The organism is Marinobacter sp. L-80, from assembly GCF_056859395.1.
Genome location: NZ_JBSXOI010000050.1, coordinates 1 through 4,013, shown reverse-complemented (window position 1 = coordinate 4,013; position 4,013 = coordinate 1). Strand labels below are relative to the sequence as shown.

Below are 4,013 nucleotides of genomic sequence, written 5' to 3'. Positions count from 1 at the left end.
GGTATTAGGAGCCTGACGATGACCTACTCTCACATGGGCAACGCCACACTACCATCGGCGCTGGTCTGTTTCACTTCTGAGTTCGGGATGGGATCAGGTGGTTCCAGACCGCTATGGTCGTCAGGCAAAACGGTTGATCACTGGGGGACGAGAAGGAACTGAGTGATGTTGATTTCGTTTGAGCGGTTAGGCTCTGCGTTATCCGCAATTGTCTTGGGTGTTATATAGTCAAGCCGCACGAGCAATTAGTATCGGTTAGCTCAACGCCTCGCAGCGCTTACACACCCGACCTATCAACGTCCTGGTCTTGAACGGCTCTTCAGGGACCTCAAGGGTCCAGGGAGATCTCATCTTGGAAGGGGCTTCCCGCTTAGATGCTTTCAGCGGTTATCCTGTCCGAACATAGCTACCGGGCAATGCGACTGGCGTCACAACCCGAACACCAGAGGTTCGTCCACTCCGGTCCTCTCGTACTAGGAGCAGCTTTCCTCAAATCTCCAACGTCCACGGCAGATAGGGACCGAACTGTCTCACGACGTTCTAAACCCAGCTCGCGTACCACTTTAAATGGCGAACAGCCATACCCTTGGGACCGGCTTCAGCCCCAGGATGTGATGAGCCGACATCGAGGTGCCAAACACCGCCGTCGATGTGAACTCTTGGGCGGTATCAGCCTGTTATCCCCGGAGTACCTTTTATCCGTTGAGCGATGGCCCTTCCATACAGAACCACCGGATCACTATGACCTACTTTCGTACCTGCTCGACGTGTCTGTCTCGCAGTTAAGCGGGCTTGTGCCATTACACTAACCGCATGATGTCCGACCATGCTTAGCCCACCTTTGTGCTCCTCCGTTACGCTTTGGGAGGAGACCGCCCCAGTCAAACTACCCACCACACAGTGTCCTCATCCCCGATAAGGGGACCAAGTTAGAACCTCAAACATGTCAGGCTGGTATTTCAAGGTTGGCTCCATGAGAACTGGCGTTCCCACTTCAAAGCCTCCCAGCTATCCTACACAAACATGCTCAAAGTTCACTGTGAAGCTATAGTAAAGGTTCACGGGGTCTTTCCGTCTAGCCGCGGATACACCGCATCTTCACGGCGATTTCAATTTCACTGAGTCTCGGGTAGAGACAGCGCCCCCATCGTTACGCCATTCGTGCAGGTCGGAACTTACCCGACAAGGAATTTCGCTACCTTAGGACCGTTATAGTTACGGCCGCCGTTTACCGGGGCTTCGATCAAGAGCTTCGCGCAAGCGCTAACCCCATCAATTAACCTTCCGGCACCGGGCAGGCGTCACACCGTATACGTCCACTTTCGTGTTTGCACAGTGCTGTGTTTTTAATAAACAGTCGCAGGGGCCTGGTATCTTCGACTGGCTTCAGCTCCACCCGCAGGGATTTCACTTACCACCAGCGTGCCTTCTCCCGAAGTTACGGCACCATTTTGCCTAGTTCCTTTACCCGAGTTCTCTCAAGCGCCTTGGTATTCTCTACCTGACCACCTGTGTCGGTTTGGGGTACGGTCTCGAATAGCCTGAAGCTTAGAAGATTTTCCTGGAAGCAGGGCATCAATGACTTCCCGCTCTAAGAGCAGTCGTCGTCGCGTCTCGAGATTGTGGACCCGGATTTGCCTAAGTCCACTCCCTACTCGCTTAAACCGGGACAACCGTCGCCCGGCTCACCTAGCCTTCTCCGTCTCTCCATCGCAGCTATCCAAGGTACGGGAATATTAACCCGTTTCCCATCGACTACACCTTTCGGTCTCGCCTTAGGGGCCGACTCACCCTGCGCCGATTAGCGTTGCGCAGGAACCCTTGGTCTTCCGGCGTGCGGGTTTTTCACCCGCATTGTCGTTACTCATGTCAGCATTCGCACTTCTGATACCTCCAGCATGCTTCTCAACACACCTTCGCAGGCTTACAGAACGCTCCCCTACCCCGCATACAAAGTATGCAGCCGCAGCTTCGGTGACCAGTTTGAGCCCCGTTACATCTTCCGCGCAGGCCGACTCGACTAGTGAGCTATTACGCTTTCTTTAAAGGATGGCTGCTTCTAAGCCAACCTCCTAGCTGTCTGAGCCTTCCCACATCGTTTCCCACTTAACTGGTACTTGGGGACCTTAGCTGGCGGTCTGGGTTGTTTCCCTCTTCACGACGGACGTTAGCACCCGCCGTGTGTCTCCCGGATAGTACTCACAGGTATTCGGAGTTTGCATCGGGTTGGTAAGTCGGGATGACCCCCTAGCCGAAACAGTGCTCTACCCCCTGTGGTATTCGTCCGAGGCGCTACCTAAATAGCTTTCGGGGAGAACCAGCTATCTCCGGGCTTGATTAGCCTTTCACTCCGATCCACAAGTCATCCCCTGGCTTTTCAACGACAGTGGGTTCGGTCCTCCAGTGCCTGTTACGGCACCTTCAACCTGCTCATGGATAGATCGCCCGGTTTCGGGTCTATGCCCAGCGACTAAATCGCCCTATTCAGACTCGGTTTCCCTACGGCTCCCCTAAACGGTTAACCTCGCCACTGAACATAAGTCGCTGACCCATTATACAAAAGGTACGCCGTCACGGAACAAGTCCGCTCCGACTGCTTGTACGCATACGGTTTCAGGATCTATTTCACTCCCCTCACAGGGGTTCTTTTCGCCTTTCCCTCACGGTACTGGTTCACTATCGGTCAGTCAGGAGTATTTAGCCTTGGAGGATGGTCCCCCCATGTTCAGACAGGATATCACGTGTCCCGTCCTACTCGATTTCACCAGACTCAGGTTTCGGATACGGGGCTATCACCCACTATGGCGGCACTTTCCAGAGCCTTCTCCTACCAGTTGTCTAGCTTAAGGGCTAATCCCCGTTCGCTCGCCGCTACTTAGGGAATCTCGGTTGATTTCTTTTCCTCGGGGTACTTAGATGTTTCAGTTCCCCCGGTTCGCCTCTTACACCTATGTATTCAGTGCAAGATACCGACCCGAAAGTCGGTGGGTTTCCCCATTCAGAAATGCCCGGATCACAGCTTGTTTGCCAGCTCCCCGAACCTTATCGCAGGCTTCCACGTCTTTCATCGCCTCTGACTGCCAAGGCATCCACCGTATGCGCTTAGTTGCTTGACTATATAACCCCAAGACAACTGATCACGAATCCACACCCATCACCAGGCAAGCCTGATTCAGAGGTTTCTTCGAGACAGCCACTTGAAGCAATAGAACAACCACTTCAACGACAACACCGGATAACGCTTGAAATCGTTATCACTCTGATCAATAAATTCCGGAGATAATGGAATTCATCAATCGTGTTCTATCTCGTCCAATTTGTTAAAGAGCAAATCTGACCCAGTGATCAGAAAGGAAGGCTTCATCGTTATGAAACATTCGTTTCTGTACACTGCTAACCGAAGCTAGCCAGTAATATGGTGGAGCTATGCGGGATCGAACCGCAGACCTCCTGCGTGCAAGGCAGGCGCTCTCCCAGCTGAGCTATAGCCCCAGATGCTTGTCCAGCTTCCGTTACTCGTCGTTGCAACGTTCGTTCGCATCAGTCATGACCCATCGAGGGTCACTCCTTCACTCACTCTCGCTGCGCCTAGATTAACGAAATCTGTCCGGCGCCTCTGCTTACGTCGCATATGGACCAGGATTTTACTGATCTAGGCGTCGAGGTGCGCCGCATAGCCTGCTATGCAAGTGCATCGACAACGACGAGCAGTGAAATACTGGTGGGTCTGGGTGGATTTGAACCACCGACCTCACCCTTATCAGGGGTGCGCTCTAACCAACTGAGCTACAGACCCAAAGGTACGGGTCTGTTGACCCTTTTGCTCTCTTCTCAAGTTAACCAAGTAATTCGTGTGGACTCTGACCGAAGCCTTCGGCTTCGTTTAAGGAGGTGATCCAGCCGCAGGTTCCCCTACGGCTACCTTGTTACGACTTCACCCCAGTCATGAACCACACCGTGGTGATCGTCCTCCCGAAGGTTAGACTAACCACTTCTGGTGCAATCCACTCCCA

The 4,013-nt window shown here is 53.2% G+C and carries 2 tRNA genes and 3 rRNA genes; all 5 read right to left on the bottom strand.

Annotation, left to right across the window (positions count from 1 at the left end):
- Positions 1–10 precede the first annotated feature (10 nt).
- Positions 11–125: ribosomal RNA gene (gene rrf, locus AC13E3_RS05820) — 5S ribosomal RNA — on the bottom strand.
- A gap of 99 nt (positions 126–224) precedes the next feature.
- Positions 225–3,116 (bottom strand): 23S ribosomal RNA (locus AC13E3_RS05815).
- A 300-nt stretch (positions 3,117–3,416) separates the two neighbouring features.
- Positions 3,417–3,492 (bottom strand) — tRNA-Ala (locus AC13E3_RS05810).
- 227 nt (positions 3,493–3,719) lie between these two features.
- Positions 3,720–3,796 (bottom strand) — tRNA-Ile (locus AC13E3_RS05805).
- Positions 3,797–3,884: 88 nt separating this feature from the next.
- Positions 3,885–4,013: ribosomal RNA gene (locus AC13E3_RS05800) — 16S ribosomal RNA — on the bottom strand; the annotation flags it as partial.